Genomic DNA, 17,017 nt, shown 5'->3' with positions numbered 1-17,017 from the left:
CTTATCTGTCCGATGTGTCTCGTGTTACACCGTTGCTACGGGAGGTGGGTGTTTGTTCCGGTTGCTGGAGACCGCTCTGCGCGTCGAACCGCTGCCAGGAGAAGGTCTCACCAACGTTCTGCACCTCGTCACGCTGGCCGACGGGCGCAAAGCCGTGCTGCGGCAACCGAAGGTGGCGCGCGACCTGCCGAAGTTCGTCGTGCCCGGCGCGCCGGAGATCCTCGCGCACAACGGCCGCGGTGACGTGCTGGTCGAGTACGTCGAGGGCCGGACGCTCGCCGACGCGCTGCCGGTCTCCGACGAGGTCTGGCGCAGCGTCGGCCTGGCGTTCCGGAAGATCCACCGCGTCGGCCTGCTGCACAACGACGTGAACCTCCACAACATCATTGTCGGAGAAGGCGAAGCCACGCTGATCGACTGGGACAACCCCGGCCAGGGCAACCCGCTCGACGAGCTCGCGGCGTTCGAGGAGCACCTCTACCTGCACGGAACCGTGCTGCCCCAGGCGTTCTGGATCGGTTACGGGACCAGGCCGGATCCGACCCTGCTGCGCGTGCACCGGATCGCCGGGTGCATCGGCTGGCTCGCGAGCGAGGACTGGCGGGCGTGGGAGGACGACCGGACGCTGAAACCGGAGAACCTGGCCAGGGTCCGGAACTGGCGGCGACTGCTCGCGCAGTGGCTCGCCGACCAGCTCCGGACCGATCTCCTATCGGCTGAGGTCGCGGTACTTCAGCACCGACAGCGGCCAGAAGATCGCCACGAACACCGCCGGCCACAGCACAGCGAGTAGCAGCGAGTTCTGCGCGGCCCACGAGTCGCCGCCGACACCGGGGTTGCCGAACAGCTCCCGCGCCGCCGCCACGGTCGACGACAGCGGGTTCCACTCCGCGACCACCCGCAGCCAGCCGGGCATCAGCTCCGGCGAGACGAACGTGTTCGCGAACATCGTCAGCGGGAACAGGAACATCCACGACGCCTGCGCGGCTTCCGGCTTGACCAGCAGGCCGAGGTAGATGCCGACCCAGACCAGGGCGAACCGCAGCCACAGGAACAGCGCGAACGCCAGCAGCGCGTTGAGCAGCCCGTCGTGGAACGACCAGCCGATCACCAGGCCGCACAGCGCGAGCACCAGCAGCTCCAGCGACGAGTTCACCAGGTCCGCGATGCTGCGCCCGGCCACGACGCCGGTCTGCGACATCGGCGAGGCGCGGAACCGGTCCGTGACGCCCCGGTCGGCGTCCATCGACACCATCATGATCGTGCTCGCGATGCCGAACGCGATGGTCTGACCGAACATGCCCGGCAGCAGGAACTCGATGTAGTCGCCGCCGCCGAAGACGTTCATCGCGCTGCCGAACACCAGCCCGAAGATCAGCACCGAGATGATCGGGTAGGCGAGGTTCGCGAACACCCTGACGGGCTCGCGCACCCAGTGGATCAGGTCCCGCTTGGCGACGATCCACGAGTCGATGGCCGCGTACCTCACGCCCGCACCTCCGAGACTGCCTTGTGGCCGGTGATGGCGAGGAAGACGTCGTCCAGCGTCGGTCGCCGCAACGCGATGTCCTCCGCCTCGACACCGCGAGCGGCCAGCGCCGACGTCACCCGCGTCAGCGCCGCCACCCGGTCGGCCACCGCCACGCTCACCCGGAACGTGTCGGGGTCCACCTCGGCGTCCGGGCCGAGCACTTCTGCCGCGACCGGCAGCTCGTCGGCGTCGCGGACCACGACCTCGATCCGGTCGCCGCCGAGCTTGGACTTGAGCTGGTCCGGCGTGCCCTGCGCCGCCACGCGACCGGTGTCCATCACGACGATCTGGTCGGCGAGCTGGTCGGCCTCGTCCAGGTACTGCGTGGTCAGCAGCACCGTCGTCCCCTCCGCGACGACCCGCTTCACCTCCCGCCACACCTCGCCGCGGTTGCGCGGGTCGAGACCGGTCGTCGGTTCGTCCAGGAACAGCACCGACGGGCGCATGATGAAGCTCGACGCCAGGTCCAGGCGCCGCCGCATGCCGCCCGAGTACAGCTTGGCCCGCTTGCCGGCCGCGTCGGTGAGCCCGAACTGCTCCAGCAGCTCGTCGGCCCGGACCTCGGCCTGGCGCTTGGACAGGTGGTAGAGCCGCCCCCACATGACCAGGTTCTCCCTGCCGGTCAGCACGCCGTCGACCGTGGACTGCTGGCCGTTCAACGCCACCTGACGGCGCACCGCCGGTGCCTCCCGCGCGACGTCGTGACCCGCGACCTCGGCGCGGCCGCCGTCCAGGCGCAGCAACGTGGCCAGGATGCGCACCGCCGTGGTCTTGCCGGCGCCGTTCGGGCCGAGCAGCCCGCAGACCGTTCCCGCCGGTACGGCCAGGTCGAACCCGTCGAGCGCCGCTTTCTTGTCGAACATCTTCCGCAGGCCTTCCGCGAGCACCGCGTGTCCCACGCCTTCACCCCCACAACTGCTTATGTTGTACACCAGGTGTACGTTGTACACGGTTCTAGGATTCACATGCAAGCGAGTTGTGAACGAGGGGGTCGGGTGAAGAGCGATCGTGACCGGAGCGTGCGGCTGCTGTGGGAGCCGCCGGCCGAGCCGACGAGAGGGCCGAAGGCCGCGCTGAGCCAGTCACGGGTGGTCGAGGCGGCCATCAAGGTGGCCGACGCCGAGGGCGTCGAGGCGCTCACCATGCGCCGGGTCGCCGAGACGCTGGGCTTCACCACCATGTCGCTCTACCGGCACGTGCCGGGCAAGTCCGAGCTGCTCGATCTGATGGTCGACGCGGTGTGGGCCGGGACCGAGCACACGCCGAAGGGCGCGTGGCGGGCCGGGCTGGAGTTCTTCGCCCGGCAGGTGTGGGCGATGTACCGCGCGCACCCGTGGATGCTCCAGCTGACGTCCTCGCGGCGGATGCCCGGCCCGGAGGCCATGACCCGCCAGGACGCCGCCTACGCGGTCGTCTCCGAACTCGGGCTGGCGTCCGAGGAGATCGTGGCGGTGGTGACGGCGGTGTCCCACTTCGTCCACGGCGTCGGCCGGACGATGGCGGACCGCGTGCAGGCCGAACGGGAGACCGGCGTGTCCGAGGAGGACTGGTGGAACGGCAGGGAGGCGCTCTGGGAGCACTTCACGCCCGACCGGCTGCCGATGATGACCCACATCTGGAACTCGGGCGGCTTCGAGCGGATGCTCGACGACTTCGAGTTCGGTCTCGCGAGGGTCCTGGACGGCCTCGCGGCGTTCATTGAGTCGGAGGATCGACCGCTGGTTCGTCCAGAGACGTGCCTGTAGTCGGACAACCCACCTTGAGTCGTCCGATCGAGTGAAAAGCGCAGCTCAGCCGGGGCCGGAACCGTAGTTGAACGGTTACGTAATGCCATTGTTATGCGCAATCAGAATGAACTCGTTCGCAGGCTGAACCGACCACTCCTATCTGCCCGTTTTCCTTCGTGACACCGTTTCGCCGCGGGGGTCGAATCGGGACGACGAGGAGGTCGTATGACAGCTGGCGCGCACGACGCGGTCACCCTTGGCTGCTACGCGCTCGGCGTTCTGGACGCGCACGAGAGTCTTGGCGTGGAGCAGCACCTTCGGGGCTGTCCGTCCTGCCGTGCGCAGGTCGCCGACTTCCATCGGATCCGCACAGCGCTTGACGACGTGCCACGTGAGGCATTTCTGCATGAGCTCGAGGACGACCTGCCCATGCCTTCGGACCTTCTGCTGCAGCGCACGCTGCGGCAGATCAGGCAGGAGTCGGTCATTCCGCAGCAGCGGGAGTCCGACCCACGCCCGAGAGCCAGTCCTCCACTGCCGGTGGAGGACCTCCCCGAACCGCAGCACGCCAGGCCACGGCGCTGGCCGGGCTATCTCGTCGCCGCGGCCGTGGCCGCGGTGGTCGCGTTCGGGGGTGCGGCGGTGTTCATGCAGAACCAGGCACCGCAGTCGACGATCGCCGGACCTCGCACGGGCGAGGGCAAGGCGACCGGAGGCATCGAGCTGAAGGCGAACATCGCGCCTTCGTCTCAGGACCGGTACCTGGTCACGGCCGAGGTCAACGGCCTGCCCGCACTCCAGAAGTGCAAGCTGGTCGTGATCGGCAAGGACGGCAGCAAGACCGAGGCGTTCGCCTGGACCTCGTCCGAGAAGGCGAAGGTCGAGGGTGCGACCGTGCGGGGCATGGTCAGCGTCCCGCCGGACCAGGTGCGGTCGATCGCGGTCGAGAACACCGAGGGCAAGCAGTTCGTGGTGGCGAACCTGTAAGGACGGAAACGGACGAAGGCCCCGGATTCTTCAAGAATCCGGGGCCTTCGACTTGCATTGGTGTAATTAGACCGCCTGCAATGTCAGCCAGGCGCCGACGACGATGACCATCGCGGCTGTGCCGACGGGTGCGTAATGCGACAGCATGCGGGTGGCACGGCCGTCCAGGATTTTCTCGACGCGTTCTCGCGCCTTCACGAGCAGCAGACCGACCGCGGTGAGCGTGCCGGCCATGCCGATTCCGTAGCCGACGACCAGCAGCACGCCGAACCACGTGCGGCCCAGGGCCATCGCGCCGAGCAGGACCACCAGCGCGGACGGCGAGGGGACCAGGCCGTTGGCGGCGCCCATGCCGATGAGGCTCGCGCGGCTGTACCCGTGGCCGTGCCCATGACCGTGCCCATGTCCGTGGCCGTGCCCGTGTCCCGTCAGGGCTCCGGCGAGCGCGGGTTCGCGGGTCGTCGACAGGGCAGAGCGCAGCAGCATCACGCCGATCGCCGCGATCAGCACGCCGCTGACCAGCCCGAGCCAGCGCAGCACCTGTTCACCGGCCAGCGCGCTGGAAGCACTGATGATCAAGCCGAGGACCAGCACGCCACCGGTGTGCGTGGCCGTGACCGACGCGCCGACGATGAACGCGTCCTTCGGCGTGCCCTGACGACCGGCCAGATAGGCCGCGATGAGCGTCTTGCCGTGACCGGGCAACGCCGCGTGCGACGCGCCGAGCACCAACGACAGCAACAACGCCAAAAACCCGAGCCACGGCGTGAGGTCGTCGCTGCCCAGGATGTCGTTGAGCTTGGCCGCCGTGACGCTGAGGGACTGGATGGGGGAGCCGGTGGCCTTCTTCGGCTCGGACCCGCTGCCCGGTTCGGCGCTGAACGCGACGGAGCGGACGTCCATCGGACTGCTGAGCAGGTCCTCCGGGTACGTCCGCAGTTCGTCGCTGATGCTCTCGGTCGGCACCGGCGAGTCCGTCAGCCTGATGCCGGTGCCGGCGGCGGTGATCTCACGCCAGCCGACCCGGTCGACGTTCGACTCGTCGCGGAACTCGAGCCTGGCCGGCCGGTCCAGGTCCACCTTGGCGGTGAACTCGCAGACCAGCCGGGTCGTGATGAGATCGGCCTGGCCGACCGGGTGTTCCTTGGCGGAGCTCGCCAGCGTCCAGGAGATCTGCCGGCCGTCCACAGTGGAACGGTCGGTCCTGGAGACCTCGTCGCACCACTGCTTCGCGTCGCGGGTCTTCAGGTTCTCCTGGAGCGTCGGGATCTCCGCCACGTCGACCACGGATCTGAGATCGATCCGGTCCGGGTGCAGGTGCAGCCCGTGGTAGTGGTTGACGCTGAAGTTGCCCAACGGGTGGGCGGACGCCTCGCCGTTGATGAAGAAGATGCCGGCGAGCAGCAACGCCGCCACCAGGACGGGCCGCACCACCCAGTTGGACAGGCTCACCTGCCGCCTCGAAGCTCCGCGAGCTTGCGACCGGCCTTGAGCGCCTGCAACGGGGAGAAGTTCGCGTTCAGCCGGAGCGCCTGCACCAGTGCCTCCTGGGCCTCGGCGACCCGGCCGAGCGCGGCCAGGATCATGCCGCGGTGGTAGGAGAACGTGGCGTTCTGCCAGCCCAGCGCCACCGCGCGGTCGGAGTAGCCCAACGCCTCGGCGTCCCTTCCGTTCACGTGCAACGCCCAGGCCATCGCGTCGGCCACGAAAACGCTCTGCCGGCGGCTCCACTCGGCTTCCGCACGGCGCAGCGCCTGCATGCCATCACCGCGGTCCGCGGCGACGAGGGCCGCGGCCAGATCGTCGGAAGCACCCTGCGACTCCATCAGCCGTTGCTGCTCGGACAGGACGTCGTACTGCCTCGCGGCCTCGTCGCTGCGGCCGTTGGCCTCCAGCAGTTCCGCGTACTCCTGCAGGTACTGAGGCAGGGGAGCGCGCGCGACGAGCCTGCGGTACGCGTCGAGCGCCACCGGGACGTCACCTCGCGCCGCGTCGATCTTGGCCATGCCTTGAGTGAGAGTCATGTCGTCTCCTCTCGCCGCCAGTCCCTGCTCGTAGTGCTGAGCGGCTTCGTCGAGCCGGTTGTGGTCGAACGCGAGTTCGCCCAGCCGGTAACGGCAGAACGCGATCTCCTCGGGCGTCGTGGCGGCCTTCAGCGCGCGCTGCATCGCGTCGCGGGCGCCGTCTACGTCACCGTGGAGTTCGAAGTGGAAGGAAGCGCGGGCGAACGACGCCGTGTTGGGCTTGATATCCAGCATCTTCTGCACCGCGTCCTGCGCGCCCGCGTCGTCGCCCAGTTGCGTCAACGCGTCCGCCAGCACGCCGTACGCCTCCGAGGAGGACGGCAGTGCGGTGATGGCCTTCTGTGCCCAGTCACGGGCCGTGTGGAAGTCGTGGCGGGAGTTGGCCAGCGTGCCCATGCCGATCGCGGCAAGGCCCGTGTCGCCCGCGTTCTTCAACGCGCCTTCGGCCTTCGCGTAGTACGCGGGATCGGCCGTGACACGTGCCAGTTCCACATAGGACGAACCAAGCCGCGCCCAGGAGTCCTTGTCCTGCGGAAGCTCGTGCAGCCGCTGCTGGAGCTGGTGCACCACGCGATGCATCTGGTTCTGCTGCGCCACCGCCGGAACCGGGGGCGCAGGGGGCGCGCCCCCGGCCCTGCTGTCGGCAGGACCGGAGGCGGCGAGGTAGGCAAGCGCCGCGGTGACCAGGAGAACCACCGCGACGGCCTGCCGTTGCTGGTACTTCACTTCGAGTGCGACCCGTACTTGCGGATCGATGCCTGGCGCTTGCGCCACAGGAAGAAACCGGCTCCGAACACGAACGCCGAGCCGACCGCCGTGGTCATGGCCATCGGGTCGATGTTGCCGATCTTGCCGACCGGGTTGACCGCGACCTCGGCCGTGGTGCCCGAGGCGTTGACCGCGGTGCCGTTGCGGGGCAGGCCCACGTACGGGAAGTTCGCCTCGAACGGCTGGTCGTTCGCGTCGACCTTGTCACCCGTGGCCAGTGCGTCGACGAGCTTGCCGGACGCCGCCGCGCCTTCCATCGCCTGCACGGCGATGTCCACCACGTCGTCGGCGAGGCGACGGCCGTTCGGGAAGCCCTGCGTGTCACCCGCGAGCAGGCCCAGGCGGTTCGGGTTGGCGTTCGGCTCGATCATCATGTTCAGCCGCAGCATCTCGGACGGGCGGAACCGCCGCGCGTCCACGTCCGCGTTGTTGACCTGCGAGTTCAGGTCGGCGTTGATCTGCGCGCCGAGCTTCTTCGTGATGCCGGTCAGGAAGATCTCGGCCAGGTCGTCACGCTGACCCTGCGGTGCCGGGATCTTGTAGATCGCCTCGATGAGCTTCGGCAGCTCCGGGTTCACCACCCGGTCGACGAGCTCCTTCACGCCGGCGTCCTGGTCGGGGCGCAGACCGTTGAACGCGTCCTTGAGGCCCGCGGGGGCCACGACCTCGTTCACCAGCGGGTTGCCCAGACGGGAGACCTGCACGAAGTCGCCGACCGCCTCCGCCTTGCCGGGCGAGAGCTTCAGGCTGCGGCGCTGCGTGGTGCTCCAGATGCCGATGTTCGGGTTGCGGTGTGCGTCGTTGCGCAACGCCAGCGCCTGCTTGGGCAGCTGGATCGCGATGGTGTTGACGTTGTAGCCGCGCAGCGTGTCCTGGCCGACCTCGCTCAGGTTGCCGCCGTAGAGCAGGTCGAACACCCGCAGGTCGGCGAAGAACGCGTCCTCGGACGGGCCCACGTAGACCTTGCCGCCACCGGCGATCTGCGTGATCGCCTGGTCGCGCAGCTTCTTGAAGTCCGGCATCGACGCCGGTCCGTTCGGGGACGGCGCCACCGGGGCGTTGTCGGCGAGCTTGACCTTCTGACCGTTCTGGTAGATCGCCTCGAGGTCGTAGCGCTGCCGGAACAGCAGGTTCTCGTCGTCGAGCGAGTCCACGACACCGTTGGAGTACAGGAACGTGTTGTTCTTGCGCCGGTCGTCGTTCTGGAAGCTGAACCGCAGGGTGACGTCAGGCTTGGCGTCACCGTCGCTGTCGACGTTGAAGTCGTACTGCGCGTCCTCGGCCCACGGGAAGAAGTTGGGGCCACCGTTGGGTTCCTGGAACCCGGACCAGTTGCCGACCAGCGTCACGGTGTCCTTGTGGTCCGGACTCACGAACGCGTACAGGTCGGTGTTGTCCACTGCCGGGTCGCCCGCGATGAGCGGAGCCTCACGGTGAGACGACGCCGTGGCGTTCGTACCGCCGAACATGGCCGCGTTCAGCAGTGTGGCGGCCACCAGCGCGGCCGCAGCCACCTGGCCGCGCCGACCGCTGAGGGCGTGCGGTGATGACATTTGTGGGCAACCTTTCGGAGATGAATTCAGGATGCTGTGCGTTCGTTCAGGCGCTGTGCATGAGCAGCGACGGTTCGCTGGAGTGGCTGGAATGAACGGCGTGGCTTGTCCACCTCGCCTGGGTGAAGTCGCGGATGCCCTCGACGAGCCGTTCCACGTCCTGTTCGGGGCGGACGACCAGCCGGGCGAACTTGCTGGTCATACCGAGCTTGTTGCCGCATTCGCGGATGAAGACCTGGTGCTTGGCGAGCAGGTGGTCGCGCAGTTCGCGGCCGTCCATGCCTCCGCCGAGCTTCACGAACAGGAAGTTCGCCTGCGACGAGTAGACGGTCAGGTCGGGGATGCGCGACAGCTCCATGCCCATGCGGTAGCGGTCGCGGCTCAGCAGCCGCAGGCTCTCGGCGTACTCGCCTTCGTGCTCGGCCAGCATGAACACGACGGTCTCCGCCAGGGAGTTGAGGTTCCACTTCGGCAGCGTCTTGCGCATCTTCCCGGCCAGTCCCGGGTTCGCGACCAGGTAGCCGAACCGGATGCCGTGCAGGCCGAAGTTCTTGCCGAGGCTCTTCAGCACGACCACGTTGGGCCGGATGGACGCCTCGGCGGCGACCGACGGGTTGCGCTCGACCTCGACGAAGTCGATGAACGACTCGTCGATCACGATCAGATCGAGGTCGGACAGCTCGTCCATGAACCGGATGATCTCCCGGCGCGGCAGGTAGCCGCCGTCGGGATTGTTCGGGTTGCAGATGACCGCGACCCTGCTGCCCCGCGTGCGGATGAACTTGATGTACTCGTCGATGTCGAGCTCGAAGTTGTTGCTCTCCTGGAGCAGGAACATGTCGACGCGCTTGTTGCTCTCCATCGGCTGGTCGGTCCAGCGCCCGAAGGTGGGAATGGGGATGGCGATGCTCTCGTGGATCCACAGGTGGTCCATCCACGTGATGAGCTCGGTCGAGCCGTTCGACATCGCGAGCGTCGCCGGGTTCAGTCCCAGCACCTTGGAGAGCTGGTCCGCGATCTTGCTGGAGTCGCTCGGATAGAACTTGAGCACCGACTCCAGGTTCTTCGACAGCTCCTCGAACATCTCCGGCGTCGGGAAGTACGGATTGCACGGGATGCAGAAGTCGACGAGCTCGCCCACACCCGTCCGCGACAGCTCGAAATAGGACGGGCTGTGCGCGGTCTGCTGGAAGAGACCCGAGTCCACACCATGCCGCACGCGACCACTCCGTCCTTCGATCCGTTTCCGACACCGGGGCATACGTGCCGATGTTCATCCCGGTTCACGGGTCGGTTCCGGGAAGGTCTCGGAACGGTCTCGTACGCAACCTCGCGTACTCCGGATCCTCATGTCGTCGGACGCCGCTTTGTCCGGTTCCCGGGACGCTGTGATCCACGTGATCGTCGTGGCCGTCCACACCGGACAGATCGAGGGTGTCGAACTCCCGGTCGAGGTGCCATCTCGTTGGAACGGAACGCTTTTGGTCTGCGGCCACGAGACCTGTCAGGCCGGGTGCACGCCGCCGATCGAGATGGCCTCACGGCCCGCGGCGGGGGCGATCGCCTGGGGACCGTGGCGGGGGCGTGGGGCGGTCCAGCCGGCTGCCCGCCCCCGGGATTCGTGGTCCGGACTCGTTTGGAACCGTCGTCGGAGTTCGTTCGGACCTCTGACGCGTCGGCGGACGCCGTAGCGGGTATCCCCACCTGTTCACGGGTGCGCGAGGCCCCGTCCGGTGAAGGTGGTGGAGGCGGTGCGCCAGGCAGCCGTTCACGACCGAACGCTCGCGCGCTCGCGGGCGGGTGCAGTGGCCGGCGTGACTGTGGAAGACCGGATCTCCACCGGACGCCGCCAAGCCGCCGGCGCGAATGCTTTGGCTGGTCAGTACGGCCCTGAGACGCGGGTACCCCAGGGCTGGACCACGACTCCACGCCGTGAGGAGACCGTGAAGCCCGGGCTTTGTGACGTACCACCCAGGCCGGTTTCCACGACCGTGACGGGCGTCCTGCGAAAAATTGTCGGTAGGTGCGGATACCCTGCTGGCAGTCCGCACACAATCAGGGAGCAGTACCCGTGACCGCAGAGACCCTGTACGGGGCCGACGACCTCACCCATCTGGAAGGTCTGGAGGCCGTACGCAAACGGCCAGGCATGTACATCGGGTCGACCGACAGCCGGGGCATCAACCACCTCTTCAGCGAGATCGTCGACAACTCCACCGACGAAGGCGTCGCGGGGCACGCGACCAAGATCGTGGTCACGCTGCACGCAGACGGCAGCGTCCAGGTCGACGACGACGGCCGGGGCATCCCCACCGACGTGCACGCGAAGTCCGGTCTGTCCGGTGTGGAACTGGTGCTCACGAAGCTGCACGCCGGCGGCAAGTTCGGCGGCTCCGGCTACAAGACCTCCGGCGGCCTGCACGGCGTCGGCGCCTCCGCCGTCAACGCCCTCTCCCACCGCTACGACGTCACGGTGCGGCGCGGCGGCAAGGTCCACGAGATGTCGTTCGCCCACGGCGTTCCCGGCGTCTTCGACGGCCCCGGCCCCAAGGCCAAGTTCACCCGCCAGAACGGGCTTCAGGTCACCGGCAAGATGAAGCGGTCCGAGTCCACCGGCACCTCGACCCGTTACTGGTACGACGCCCGCTACTTCGAGAACGGCGCCGTCCTGGACGTGGACGTCGTCCGCCAGAAGATGCGCAACACGGCCTTCCTCGTCCCCGGCGTGACCTACGTTCTTCGTTCGGCGCTGGAAGAGACCATCTCCGAAGAGGTCTTCCACTACCCGCACGGCCTGACGGACATGGTCGACTTCCTGGCCCCCAACGGCGACCGCGCCGTCTCCGGCACCCTGGTGATCACCGGCAACGGCACCTACTTCGAGAACGCCGCCGACGAGAACGGCGTGATGCGGTCCAAAGTGGAGCGTCAGGCCGAGATCGAGGTCGCACTCCGCTGGGGCACCGGCTACGAACGCACCGTCGAGTGCTTCACCAACACCATCCGCAACGTGCACGGCGGCACCCACCGGCGCGGCTTCGACCGTGCCGTCGTGAAGTCCGTCCAGGACGCCATCTCCAAGACCCGAGGGCTCCTGAAGCCCAAGGAGGAGATGCCGACCCTCGACGACGTGCTCGAAGGCATGACGGCCGTCATCCACGTCCGCATCCCCGAGCCGCAGTTCACCTCGCAGACCAAGGACGAACTCTCCACCGCCGGCATCACCAAGGTGCTCCAGGGCATCGTCGACCAGCACATCCGCGCGTGGACCGAAGACCGCAAGACCAAGATGGAAGCCAAGACCGTCCTGCAGAAGGTCGTCGACGCCTCCCGCGTCCGGCTCACGCAGAAGCAGCAGAAGGACGCGGCCCGCCGCAAGACCGCGCTCGAGGGCGCGGCGATGCCCGCGAAGCTGGTGGACTGCCGCACCACCGGGGTGGCTCGTTCTGAGCTGTTCCTCGTTGAAGGCGACAGCGCGTTGGGCTGTTTCGTGAAGGAAACTCGCGTTTCGCTCGCGTCTGGCAAGTCGTTGTCGTTCGGTGAACTCGTGGACGACTGGGAACGCGGAGTCACGCACTTCGGTTACGCCACCAACAAAGCAGGCCGCGTCGTCGTCGTACCGCTGGTCGAGCCGCGGCTGACCAAGAAGGACGCGGCGCTCGTCCGCGTCACCCTGGACAACGGCGAGTCGGTGCGTTGCACGCCGGACCACCTGTTCCGGCTGCGTGACGGCTCCTACCGGCGCGCGGACGCTCTGCAGGCCGGCGACTCGCTGATGCCGCTGTACCGGTCGGTGTCCTCGAAGGCGGAGGGCCACAAACTCGACGGCTACGAGCGGGTCTGGATGAACGACCGGCAGGAATGGGTCTACACCCACTACCTGGCCGACGCGTACAACCTGCGCCACGGCTTCGACAGCACCGAGGACGGCAACGTCCGGCACCACGTCGACGTCGACAAGCGGAACAACGACCCGCGCAACCTCAAGCGCATGACGTGGGAAGACCACTCTGCGCTGCACGCCGCGATGATGGGCGAGCACGTGCACGAGGGCTACCGCGCATGGCTGGCGGCCGGCGGCACCGAGTTCAAGTCCGCGATGCTGTCCGAGCAGTGGAAGAACCCGGAGTTCCGCGCCTCCTGCCTCGCCCGGCTCGCCGAACGCAACCAGGATCCGGAATTCCGTGCCCGCATCGAGCAGGGTTTCCTCGACTGGTACTCGGCACTGAGCGAGGACGAGAAGGCGGCCTACGCCGAACGCCTGCGCGCTCTGCAGGCCGAGTACTGGGCCAAGCCCGAGCACCGCGCGGCCGCCGCCGAGCGAGTGCGCGCGTTCTTCGCACAGCCCGGCAAGCGCGAAGAGTGGAGTGAGCGCTCCCTGGCGCAGTGGCAGGACGAAGAGCTGCTCGCCTGGCGTTCCCGCACCACGATCGACCAGTTCTCGGACCCGGCAGAACGTCAGCGCCAGCGTGACGCCGTCATCGCGTGGCACGAGAACAACCCCGAGTTCGGCCGCAAGCACTCGGCGCGGATGCAGCAGCGCATGGCCGACGCCTCCACCGGCCACCTGGAGAAGATCCAGAAGGGTCGTCGCCAGTACGTGGAGTCGACGCCACGCGCGGAGCGGGTCGCCAAGCAGGTCGAAGGCCGTCGGCTCGCCGCACTGAAGCGGATGGCGCCGATGCTGGACACGCCGTCGAACTTCGAGCTGGCGTTGTCCTACGAGCTCGACCGCAGGGAGAACGCGAGGACCGGACTGAAGTTCCTGAAGGTGCTGGCGCACTACGACGACGACTTCGCGCGGTTGCGCGAGGCAGCGTCGATGGTGAACCACTCCGTCAGGTCCGTCGAGGCGTTGCCAGAGCGGGAAGACGTCTACGACCTGACCGTCGACGGCTACCACAACTTCGCACTCGAAGCCGGAGTGTTCGTCCACAACAGCGCTCGCATGGCGCGCGTCTCCGAGTACCAGGCGCTGCTTCCCTTGCGCGGCAAGATTCTCAACGTCCAGAAGGCCTCACTCGCCGACACGCTGCGCAACGCCGAGATCGCCTCCATCGTCCAGGTCCTGGGCGCCGGCACCGGCCGCACGTTCGACCTCCCGCAGATGCGGTACGGCCGCGTGATCCTGATGGCCGACGCGGACGTCGACGGCAGCCACATCCGGACGCTGCTGATCACGTTGTTCGCCAAGTACATGCGCCCGGTGATCGAGGACGGCCGCCTCTACGCGGCCATGCCGCCGTTGCACAAGGTCATGACGCGCGGCCGCAACGCCGAAACGCACTTCACCTTCACCCAGCGTCAGATGGAGCAGAAGGTCGCCTCGCTGGAGAGGGCCGGCAAGCAGGTGGTCACACCGGTGCCGCGGTTCAAGGGCCTGGGCGAGATGGACGCGGACGAGTTGTGGGAGACCACGATGAACCCGTCCACCCGCTCCGTCCGGCGCATCACGATGGACGACGTGGAAGCCGCCGAGGAAGCCCTCGAACTCCTGATGGGCGAGAAGGTCGAGCCACGCCGCAACTGGCTCGTCGAATCCGCCGCACGGGTCGACCAGTCGGCCATCGACCTCTAAGCCTCAAGAGACAGACGGAGTCACGAAGTCATGGCACGCCGCAAGGGACCCACGACCAAGGTCGACCCAGCCGCGTTCGACCGGGCCGGCGCCAAGGTGCTCGACAACTCGCTGAAGACGGAGATCGAGGACTCGTACCTGGAGTACGCGTACTCGGTCATCCACTCGCGGGCACTGCCGGACGCGCGGGACGGCCTCAAGCCGGTGCACCGCCGCATCCTCTACTCGATGCACGAGCAGGGGTACCGGCCGAACCACGCGTACGTGAAGTCGTCGCGCGTCGTAGGCGACTGCATGGGCAAATACCATCCTCACGGCGACACGGCGATCTACGACGCGTTGGTCCGCCTCGCCCAGGACTTCAGCCTCAACGAGCCGCTCATCGACGGCCACGGCAACTTCGGCTCCCCGGACGACGGCCCGGCCGCGAGCCGCTACACAGAGTGCCGCATGTCCCCGGTCGCCATGCAGCTCGTCGGCGAGCTGAACGAGGACACCGTCGACTTCCGGCCGAACTACGACGGCTCCCTGCAGGAGCCGGTAGTGCTGCCGGCGGCGTTCCCGAACCTGCTGGTCAACGGCACGTCCGGGATCGCGGTCGGCATGGCCACGAACATGATCCCGCACAACCTCCGCGAGGTCGTGGGTGCGGCGCGGTGGCTGATCAGCCACCCTGAAGCCGACCTCGACAAGCTCATGGAGTTCGTGCCGGGGCCCGACCTGCCCACCGGCGGCATCCTGCTCGGCCTCGACGAGGTCCGGAAGGCCTACGAGACCGGACGCGGCGTCGTCAGGATGCGTGCCAAGGTCGAGATCGGGCCGCTGGAGGGATCGCGCGGCCGGCAGGCCATCACGGTCACCGAGCTGCCGTACGGCGTCGGTTCCGAGCGGATCGTCGAGAAGATCACCGACGAGGTCAACAAGTCCAAGCGCCTCACGGGCATCGCGGACGTCAAGGACCTCACGGACCGTGAGAACGGCATCCGGCTCGTCATCGAGTGCAAGGTCGGTGTGAACCCGCAGGCCCTGCTCGCGGACCTGTACCGGCTGACGCCGATGGAGCAGTCGTTCGGCATCAACAACCTGGTGCTGGTCGACGGTCAGCCGCAGACGTTGGGTCTCAAGCAGCTGCTGGAGGTCTTCCTCCAGCACCGCTACGAGGTCGTCACGCGGCGCACGAAGTTCCGCCGCCGCAAGCGTGAGGAACGGCTGCACCTGGTCGAGGGCCTGCTGCTGGCGCTGCTGGACATCGACAAGGTCATCAAGCTGATCCGGGGCAGCGAGAACGCGGCTGCCGCCAAGGACGGCCTGATGAAGCAGTTCAAGCTGTCGGAGATCCAGGCCACCTACATCCTCGACACTCCGCTGCGCCGCCTGACCCGTTACGACAAGCTCGAGCTCGAGAACGAGCAGGACAAGCTCCGCAAGGAGATCGCCGAGCTCAGCACGATCCTGGACGACGAGGGCGTGCTCAAGAAGCTCGTGTCGACCGAGCTCGCGGCCGTGGCGAAGGAGCTGGGCGGTGAGCGCAGGACGAGCCTCATCGACGGCGACCTCAAGGAGGTGCTGGCGGCGTCCAAGCCCGCCGGGCCGCTGGAGGTGGCGGACGACCCGTGCCAGGTCATCCTGAGTGCCGCCGGTCTCGTCGCGCGCACCGCGGCGGAGTCGGAGGAGGCGTCCGAGGGCAAGCGGCGGGCGGGCCGGGTGAAGCACGACGCCGTGATGGCCGTTGTGCACTCCACGGCGCGTGGCCAGGTCATCCTGATCACGAACCTGGGTCGCGCGTTCAAGACGGACGTGCTGCCATTGCCCGTGCTGCCGGAACAAAGCGGCACTGTCAGCCTCAGGGGCGGCATGGCGGCGAGTGAGCTGGTGCCGTTGGAGAAGGGTGAGAAGGTCGTCGGCATCGCGCCGTTCGATCCGAAGGACTCACCCGGCATGGCGCTGGGCACGAAGCTCGGCACGGTGAAGGTGTGCGTGCCGGAGTGGCCGGTCCGTTCGGACGAGTTCGAGGTCATCTCGCTCAAGGACGGCGACGAGATCGTCGGCTGCACGTGGCTCACCGACGGCAGCGAGACGATCGCGTTCGTCAGCTCCGACTCGTCCCTGCTGCGCTACGACGCGAAGCTCGTGCGGCCGCAGGGCCTCAAGGGTGGCGGCATGGCGGGCATCAACCTGAGCGGCGACGCGTACGTGGTGTTCTTCGGTGCGATCCGCACGGACGACGACGAGCACGGCGAACCGATGGTCGTCACGTCGTCCGGGCAGAGCGTCAAGGTGACGCCGTTCAGCGAGTATCCGGCCAAGGGTCGTGCGACGGGCGGCGTGCGTTCGCAGCGCTTCCTCAAGGGTGAGGACCACCTGGTGCTCGCGTGGATCGGCAGCAGGCCCGCTGGTGCGGACGACAAGGGCACGCCGGTGGAGTTGCCGGAGGTCGACCCGCGCCGGGACGGCTCCGGTCACGCGCATCCCGGCCCGGACGTCATCGGGCACCTGATCGAACGGGACTAGTAGACCGTCGCTTCTAACCTTTGGGGTAGAGGTGACGGAGTCGGGTGCGGGCGTCGTCGGTGGTGAACTGCCAGTCGACTCCGCGCTGGTTGGTGTTGGTGGTGTGTTGCCAGGCGGCGAGTTCGGTGTTGAGGGTGTCGAGGTCGCTGATGCGGCGGTCGAGGCATTGCCGTGACAGTGCGGACAGTTCGATCTCGGCGATGTTGAGCCAGGAGCCGTGTTTGGGGGTGTGGTGGATCTCCAGGCGCTGGGCCAGGGCGAAGGCCTCGCCGGGTTCGAACGCCTCGTAGAGCGAAGAGATGGTGTGGGTGTTGAGGTTGTCCATGACCAGCACCACG

At 67.7% G+C, this 17,017-nt stretch carries 12 protein-coding genes; 5 read left to right on the top strand and 7 right to left on the bottom strand.

Annotation, left to right across the window (positions count from 1 at the left end):
- The first annotated feature begins 52 nt into the window (after positions 1-52).
- Positions 53-793 carry a lipopolysaccharide kinase InaA family protein gene (locus BM417_RS36390; protein ID WP_177320795.1) on the top strand — a complete coding sequence of 247 codons (741 nt, stop codon included), beginning with the start codon at positions 53-55 and terminating at the stop codon, positions 791-793.
- Here BM417_RS36390 and BM417_RS36385 read toward each other — a convergent pair.
- Positions 710-1,489 (bottom strand): ABC transporter permease, encoded by a 780-nt coding sequence (locus tag BM417_RS36385; RefSeq protein WP_093603957.1) that lies wholly within the window; start codon positions 1,487-1,489, stop codon positions 710-712. The two genes, BM417_RS36390 and BM417_RS36385, sit on opposite strands and share 84 nt — an antisense overlap.
- Positions 1,486-2,394, bottom strand: a complete 909-nt coding sequence (locus BM417_RS36380; protein WP_093604449.1) for an ATP-binding cassette domain-containing protein — start codon at positions 2,392-2,394, stop codon at positions 1,486-1,488. The genes BM417_RS36385 and BM417_RS36380 overlap by 4 nt, the downstream gene beginning before the upstream one ends.
- Positions 2,395-2,526: 132 nt before the next feature.
- Between BM417_RS36380 and BM417_RS36375 the strand changes: the two genes are divergently transcribed.
- Positions 2,527-3,276, top strand: coding sequence for a TetR/AcrR family transcriptional regulator (locus BM417_RS36375; RefSeq protein ID WP_177320794.1), 750 nt, complete (start codon positions 2,527-2,529; stop codon positions 3,274-3,276).
- A gap of 207 nt (positions 3,277-3,483) precedes the next feature.
- Complete coding sequence (locus BM417_RS36370; protein ID WP_093603953.1) at positions 3,484-4,245, top strand: anti-sigma factor family protein; 762 nt, start codon at positions 3,484-3,486, stop codon at positions 4,243-4,245.
- 66 nt (positions 4,246-4,311) lie between these two features.
- Here the strand turns inward: BM417_RS36370 and BM417_RS36365 are convergent, their stop codons facing one another.
- Genes BM417_RS36365 through BM417_RS36350 form a run of 4 tightly spaced genes read right to left on the bottom strand, consistent with a single transcriptional unit; the run spans position 4,312 to position 9,809 of the window.
- Positions 4,312-5,697 carry a nickel/cobalt transporter gene (locus BM417_RS36365; RefSeq protein ID WP_245822441.1) on the bottom strand — a complete coding sequence of 462 codons (1,386 nt, stop codon included), beginning with the start codon at positions 5,695-5,697 and terminating at the stop codon, positions 4,312-4,314.
- On the bottom strand, positions 5,694-6,995 hold the full coding sequence (locus BM417_RS36360) for a tetratricopeptide repeat protein (RefSeq protein WP_093603951.1): 1,302 nt from the start codon (positions 6,993-6,995) through the stop codon (positions 5,694-5,696). Before BM417_RS36360 ends, BM417_RS36365 begins: the two co-directional genes overlap by 4 nt.
- Positions 6,992-8,590 (bottom strand): DUF4331 domain-containing protein, encoded by a 1,599-nt coding sequence (locus BM417_RS36355; RefSeq protein WP_093603949.1) that lies wholly within the window; start codon positions 8,588-8,590, stop codon positions 6,992-6,994. Before BM417_RS36355 ends, BM417_RS36360 begins: the two co-directional genes overlap by 4 nt.
- A gap of 46 nt (positions 8,591-8,636) precedes the next feature.
- The gene (locus BM417_RS36350; protein WP_218164678.1) at positions 8,637-9,809 is read right to left on the bottom strand and encodes a pyridoxal phosphate-dependent aminotransferase; all 1,173 of its coding nucleotides are present in this window, start codon (positions 9,807-9,809) and stop codon (positions 8,637-8,639) included.
- 852 nt (positions 9,810-10,661) lie between these two features.
- On the opposite strand from BM417_RS36350, the gene BM417_RS36345 reads away from it, so the two are divergent.
- Entirely contained in the window at positions 10,662-14,168 is a 3,507-nt protein-coding gene (locus tag BM417_RS36345; protein ID WP_093603945.1) for an ATP-binding protein, read from the top strand.
- A 30-nt stretch (positions 14,169-14,198) separates the two neighbouring features.
- A complete protein-coding gene (locus BM417_RS36340) occupies positions 14,199-16,679 on the top strand; it encodes a DNA gyrase/topoisomerase IV subunit A (RefSeq protein WP_093603943.1) in 2,481 nt (826 codons plus the stop codon).
- 13 nt (positions 16,680-16,692) lie between these two features.
- Here BM417_RS36340 and BM417_RS36335 read toward each other — a convergent pair.
- On the bottom strand, positions 16,693-17,017 hold a 325-nt coding region (locus BM417_RS36335), incomplete at its 5' end, for a transposase (RefSeq protein ID WP_177320634.1).

It is taken from the genome of Lentzea waywayandensis (assembly GCF_900115955.1).
In the GTDB taxonomy this organism is placed as follows: Bacteria; Actinomycetota; Actinomycetes; order Mycobacteriales; family Pseudonocardiaceae; genus Lentzea; species Lentzea waywayandensis.
Note: the sequence above shows the minus strand (reverse complement) of the source record. Positions and strands in the feature narration are given on the sequence as shown.